At 66.2% G+C, this 6,414-nt stretch carries 4 protein-coding genes; 1 reads left to right on the top strand and 3 read right to left on the bottom strand.

Annotated features, from left to right (window positions below):
• Nucleotides 1-60: 60 nt before the first annotated feature.
• The 3 genes from ACWGI8_RS36855 to ACWGI8_RS36845 form a co-directional block, all read right to left on the bottom strand.
• The gene (locus ACWGI8_RS36855) at nt 61-1,329 is read right to left on the bottom strand and encodes an MFS transporter (RefSeq protein ID WP_453667797.1); all 1,269 of its coding nucleotides are present in this window, start codon (nt 1,327-1,329) and stop codon (nt 61-63) included.
• Between the two features lie 78 nt (nt 1,330-1,407).
• Nucleotides 1,408-2,490, bottom strand: coding sequence for an inositol-3-phosphate synthase (locus tag ACWGI8_RS36850; RefSeq protein ID WP_453667796.1), 1,083 nt, complete (start codon nt 2,488-2,490; stop codon nt 1,408-1,410).
• Between the two features lie 52 nt (nt 2,491-2,542).
• Nucleotides 2,543-3,259 carry a helix-turn-helix transcriptional regulator gene (locus ACWGI8_RS36845; protein WP_453667795.1) on the bottom strand — a complete coding sequence of 239 codons (717 nt, stop codon included), beginning with the start codon at nt 3,257-3,259 and terminating at the stop codon, nt 2,543-2,545.
• Nucleotides 3,260-3,619: 360 nt separating this feature from the next.
• On the opposite strand from ACWGI8_RS36845, the gene ACWGI8_RS36840 reads away from it, so the two are divergent.
• Complete coding sequence (locus ACWGI8_RS36840) at nt 3,620-6,361, top strand: transglycosylase domain-containing protein (protein WP_453667794.1); 2,742 nt, start codon at nt 3,620-3,622, stop codon at nt 6,359-6,361.
• The last annotated feature ends 53 nt before the right edge of the window (nt 6,362-6,414 follow it).

The following is a 6,414-nucleotide window of genomic DNA, read 5'->3' as shown; positions in this document are numbered from 1 at the left end:
GAAACATGGCGCCCGTCCTGTTCGGAGGGTGGCGATGTTTCACGTGAAACATCGCCACCGCTAGCGCACACCTCCCGTGTGCCGCCACCGGAGCATCATCGCGGCGACCGCCCCGTAGAGCCCGGCAACCATGAGGACCAGCGGGACGGATCTGCCGTCGGGAGGCAACATCAGGGCGGTCACACCCGCAGCGCCGACGAAAGCGACGTTGTACAGCATGTCGTAGAGGGAGAACACCCGACCTCGGAAGGCGTCATCAATGGACGTCTGCACGACTGTGTCCGTGGTGATCTTGACTCCCTGAGTGACGAGGCCGAGAACGAACGCGGCGGCGAGCGTCGGCTCGGGAGTGAAGGGAAGGCCGAGGGCCGGTTCGAGGACGGCCGCCGCCCCCGTGCACATCGCCACCCAGCCGTACTGGCCGAACCGGCCGACCGCCCAGGGGGTGGTGACAGCCGCGGCGAAGTACCCCGCGCCTGAGATGATCACGGCCAGACCCAGAAGAGCCAGCCCTTCCGATTCCGTCTCCGACCATGCGTAGCGGCTGAGCATCAGGACCATCACGGTCAGAGCGCCGTAGCAGAAGCGGACCAAGGTCATTGCGATGAGGACCTGGGTGGCGGCCCGTCGCTTGGTCAGATGGCGCAGCCCGCTGACGAGGCCGCGGGCTGTCGACGCTACGGCTGCGGCCAGTCGTGGCTGCACCAGTTCCGGATCGGGGCCGAGCAGTCCACGGTCCATGCGCAGCGATGCGAGTGCGGCGCAAAGGTAGAGCGTTGCGCCGAGCAGCACCACGGCCGCGTCCGAGTTGGAGGCGACCAGCCGTACGGCGAAGGCGAGCCCCCCTCCCGCAGTGGCGGCGAGGGTACCCGCTGTCGGCGAGACGGAGTTGGCCATGACGAGCCGCTCCTCATCGACAACACGCGGCAGCGTGGCGGAAAGCCCGGCCAGGATGAAGCGATTGACGGCTGTGACGGACAGCGCGGACGCATAGAAGAGCCAGTCGGGGGCGGACGCGAGGATCAACACGGCGGTGCAGCAGGCGAGGGCGGTCCGCAGCAGATTCCCGTATAGGAAGACCTGACGCCGCTGCCAGCGATCCAGGAGGACACCCACGAAGGGGCCGATCAGTGAATACGGCAGGAGCAACACCGCCATGGCGGAGGCGATCGCGCCGGGGGAGGCTTGGTTCTCCGGAGAGAAGACGACGTGCGTGGCGAGCGCGACCTGGTAGACGCCGTCGGCCGACTGGGAGAGCAGTCGTACGGCAAGCAGGCGGCGGAAGTTCGTCAGGCGCAGGAGTACGCGCAGATCACGTACGACAGGCATGTGGGCAAGCGTCACACACGAAGAGGGTCCCCGGGCGGATTGCCCGGGGACCCTCAACGATCGGACAGCGGACGAGCTTTAGCGCTCGACCTCGCCCTTGATGAACTTCTCGACGTTCTCGAAGGCCTCGTCGTCGAAGTACTGCACCGGCGGGGACTTCATGAAGTACGAGGACGCGGAGAGGATCGGGCCGCCGATGCCGCGGTCCTTGGCGATCTTCGCGGCGCGGACGGCGTCGATGATGACACCCGCCGAGTTCGGGGAGTCCCACACCTCGAGCTTGTACTCGAGGTTCAGCGGGACATCGCCGAAGGCGCGGCCCTCGAGGCGGACGTACGCCCACTTGCGGTCGTCCAGCCACTGCACGAAGTCCGACGGGCCGATGTGGACGTTCTTCTCGCCCAGCTCACGGTCGGGGATCTGCGAGGTGACTGCCTGCGTCTTCGAGATCTTCTTGGACTCAAGACGCTCACGCTCGAGCATGTTCTTGAAGTCCATGTTGCCGCCGACGTTCAGCTGCATGGTGCGCTCGAGGCGGACACCGCGGTCCTCGAAGAGCTTCGCCATGACGCGGTGCGTGATGGTGGCGCCGACCTGCGACTTGATGTCGTCGCCGACGATCGGGACACCTGCCTCGGTGAACTTGTCCGCCCACTCCTTGGTACCGGCGATGAAGACCGGGAGAGCGTTGACGAAGGCGACCTTGGCGTCGATGGCGCACTGCGCGTAGAACTTCGCAGCGTCCTCGGAACCGACGGGCAGGTAGCAGACGAGAACGTCGACCTGCTTGTCCTTGAGGGTCTGGACGACGTCGACCGGGGTCTCGGCGGACTCCTCGATGGTCTGGCGGTAGTACTTGCCCAGACCGTCGTAGGTGTGGCCGCGCTGCACGGTCACGCCCGTGCTCGGCACGTCACAGATCTTGATGGTGTTGTTCTCGCTGGCACCGATGGCGTCGGCGAGGTCGAGGCCGACCTTCTTCGCGTCGACGTCGAAGGCGGCGACGAACTCGACGTCACCAACGTGGTAGTCGCCGAACTGGACGTGCATCAGACCGGGCACCTTGCCGGCCGGATCTGCGTCCTTGTAGTACTCGACGCCCTGCACCAGCGAGGCGGCGCAGTTGCCCACGCCGACGATGGCTACGCGAACCGAACCCATTCCGGTTGCTCCCTGTGTGTTCTCGTACGAGACCCTGCATGGATGCGGGGCCTCACTTGGTGGTGTCATCGGACGGATCCGGCGGGTTGGAGTGCCCGGAAGGGCTCCCCTCGGGGGACACTGCGCCCCGGTGCCGGGGCAGGCCGCCCGTCTCTACAGATGTGGTGTCCTGCTGAGCGTCCTCGGAGGCGGAGGATCGTCGCTGATCCCGCCCCGCCCGCTCGCTCTCGATGAGCTCGTTCAGCCAGCGCACTTCGCGCTCCACGGACTCCATGCCGTGCCGCTGCAGCTCAAGCGTGTAGTCGTCGAGGCGCTCGCGGGTGCGGGCGAGGGAGGTACGCATCTTCTCCAGACGCTCCTCCAGCCGGCTGCGCCGGCCCTCCAGGACCCGCATCCGTACCTCGCGCTCCGTCTGCCCGAAGAAGGCGAACCGGGCCGCGAAGTGTTCGTCTTCCCAGGTGTCGGGGCCGGTGTGGGAGAGGAGCTCCTCGAAGTGCTCCTTACCTTCTGCCGTCAGCCGGTAGACGATCTTGGCCCGACGCCCCGCGAGCGAGGCGGCAAGGGCGTCCTCGGGAGCGCTGCCCGGCTCCTCGATCAACCAGCCGTTGGCGACCAGCGTCTTGAGGCAGGGGTAGAGGGTCCCGTAACTGAAGGCCCGGAAGATGCCCAGCGACGTGTTGAGCCGTTTGCGCAGCTCGTATCCGTGCATCGGGGCCTCGCGGAGCAGGCCGAGAACGGCGAACTCGAGGATGCCGGAGCGTCTGCTCATCGATCGCCTCCTCCGCCTTCCCTGGCTGCTATGCCGCTCTGATGTATCGACTCGATACATCCAGACGATAGAACGGCGCTCTTGCTGCGACAAGAGGAGGCATCGTGACCGGCGTCACATCGACAATTCGCAGCAATCGAGATGCCTGTTTTGGGGTGATTTTCAACCCAGGGTGGTTTTTGGTCGTGCGTAGTCTGTGCGGCATGCAGACCACCGGGAACCGTGTGACGCCGGCGAGCGTCATCGTCCTGGATGCATTGCGGATGAGCCCTTCACGGGGCTGGTCCGTATTGATGCGGGGGGACCGGATCTCAACTGCCGCTTCCAGGCCTTCGCGCCTGCCCGAGGAGTAGTCGTTCGATGAGCGAGCACCGTCGCAAACCGCCGCAGCCGCAGGGTGGCGGACGTGCCGCGGCCAGGCGCGGCGCCCAGCAGCCTCCGTCAGGCCGCCGTGCTGCCCCGCCCCGGGGCACGAGCACCGGAACCCCCTCTGCCTCGTACGGGCAGGAGGAGCAACCGTACGGAGGCCGGGCAGAGGCTCGGCGTGCCGCCCAGCGGGGCGCTGGTGGCCGCAGAAGAGCCGCGGAAGGCGGTGGCGCGGGCCACGGCGGTCACGGCGGCGGTCGGCGTGGTGGCGGCGGCCCCGGTGGGCCTGGGCGCGGCCGTGGCGGCAACCCGGGCAAGAAGCGGCTGATCGACTACCCGCGCCACGACAAGTACGGCTGGCGGCGCTGGGTCCCGTCGTGGAAGCTCACGACGGGGCTGTGCCTCGGCTTCCTCGGCAGTCTGATGGCCGCCGGGACCATCGCCTACGCGATGGTGGGCATCCCGAAGCAGGACGAGGCGGCCGGGGCGCAGAACAACGTCTACTACTGGAAGGACGGCAGCCAGATGGCTGCCACCGGTGGTGAGATCAACCGTCAGATCATCTCCTACGAGAACATTCCCAAGGCGATGCGTCACGCGGTGATGTCGGCCGAGAACAAGACGTTCGAAACCGACTCGGGCATCGACCCCATGGGTATCGCCCGTGCCGTGGTCAACATGGCCAAGGGCGGGCAGACGCAGGGTGGCTCGACCATCACCCAGCAGTACGTGAAGAACGCCATGCTGGGTGATCAGTCGCAGACCTTGAGCCGGAAGGTCAAGGAGCTCTTCATCTCCATGAAGGTGGGCGCCGAACTGGAGAAGGAAGACATCATGGAGGGCTACCTGAACACGTCGTACTACGGGCGTGGCGCCTACGGAATCCAGGCCGCTGCCCGTACGTACTACAACACGAACGCCAAGGACCTCAGCCCGAGCCAGTGCGCCTTCCTCGCCTCGCTGCTCAAGGGCGCCACGTACTACGACCCGGCCGGTTCCACGGAGATCGACCGGATGGCGACCCGCGAGGCCAATACGGCCCGCGCGGTGAAGCGCTGGCAATGGATCATGGGAGAGATGGCCAACGACGGCTATCCCGAGCCCGAGTCCTCGAGGTATGCGGAGGCTCGCAAGGGGCCGTTCCCGATGCCCGTGCCGCCCAAGAAGAACGCCCAGCTCAGCGGGCAGACCGGCTATCTCGTGGACCTTGCCAAGGCCAACTTCATCAACAAGAACGACAGGAACATCACGGCCGAGGACCTGTCCAAGGGCGGCTACGAGATCTACACGACCTTCGAGAAGCCCAAGGTCGCAAAGCTGAAGGCCGCCGTCGAGAACGTCCGCAAGAAGAACATCGACCCGAAGAAGCGCCCGGAAACGGACACCCACGTACAGTTCGGCGGCGCCTCGGTGGACCCGAAGACGGGCGCGATCGTCGCCATCTACGGCGGTGAGGACGCGACGAAGCACTTCACCAACAATGCGGACGAGACCGGTGCCCAGGTCGGCTCGACGTTCAAGCCGTTCGTTCTCGCCGCTGCGATGCGGGACGGCGTGCGTAACCCGCAGCTCCCGGCTGATCAGGGAGACGAAGACCGCACGTTGGTCGACCCGGACAAGAGCAAGTACAACGCCATCGACAAACTCAAGATCAAGAACTATGACGGCACGGTCTGGGAGAACGAGAAGGGAGAGCAGTGGCTGCAGGCCAACGACGGCCATAAGTCGTACAAGGACATCACCTTGCGTGAAGCCATGGTCCGCTCTGCCAACTCGCCCTTCGTCCAGCTGGGCATGGATGTGGGCATCGACAAGGTGAGGGAGGCGGCGGTCGACGCCGGGCTGCGGGAGGACTCGCTGGTCAAGTCGAACGTCCCGTCGTTCTCGATCGGTATCTCCAGCCCCAGCGCCATCCGTATGGCGGGCGCGTACGCGACCTTCGCCGCCAATGGTGAGCAGCGCGAGCCGTTCTCCGTCCTCAAGGCACGCCATCGTGGCGAGGTGGTCTACAACCACGAGGACGAGTCCGATCAGCGGTTCTCCTCGGCCATCGCGAGCAATGTGACCGATGTGCTGAAGGATGTCGTCGAGGACCCCGCGGGCACGGGCCGGAACGCGGCGCTCCCGGGCCGGGACGTCGCCGGCAAGACCGGTACGACCGACGGCAACAAGTCGGCCTGGTTCGTCGGCTACACGCCTCAGCTGTCCACCGCCATCGACATGTACCGGATGGACGACGACGCGAAGAGCAAGAACCGCAAGTTCGAGGAGATGTTCGGTACGGGTGGTCAGCAGAAGATCCACGGTTCGTCGTTCCCGTCCGAGATCTGGCACGACTACATGGCGGAGGCCCTGAAGGACACGAAGGTCGAGCGCTTCCCCGAGCCGGAGTCCCTGGACGCCGACGGGGTCTTCGGAGGCGGTCTGTCCAGCCCCGAGCCGACGCCTTCCGCCACGCCCTCGCAGACGCCGTCCCAGACGCCGTCCCAGACGCCGTCCCAGACGCCGTCCGGTACTCCCGATCCCAGCAACTCCTGTGACCCGTTCGACTGGAAGTGCAACCCTACGGGCGGTCAGGACGGCGGTGGCACCAATGCCGGTACTGACGTGGGCACTACCGACGGTGGCGCCACGGACGGCGGAGTGACCACCAGCCCCTCACCAACCACCACGGGCGGTAGCACCAACGGCAACGGCAATGGCAACGGCGGCTGGTTCGGAGGCTCGACGGGCTGACAGCCCTTCTCTTCGCACCCGCCACGAGGGCCGCCGCACCGGAACGTCGATTC

Source organism: Streptomyces sp. NPDC054841 (assembly GCF_053611045.1).
The sequence above is the reverse complement of the archived record's forward strand: the minus strand, read 5'-3'. Positions and strand labels throughout refer to the sequence as shown.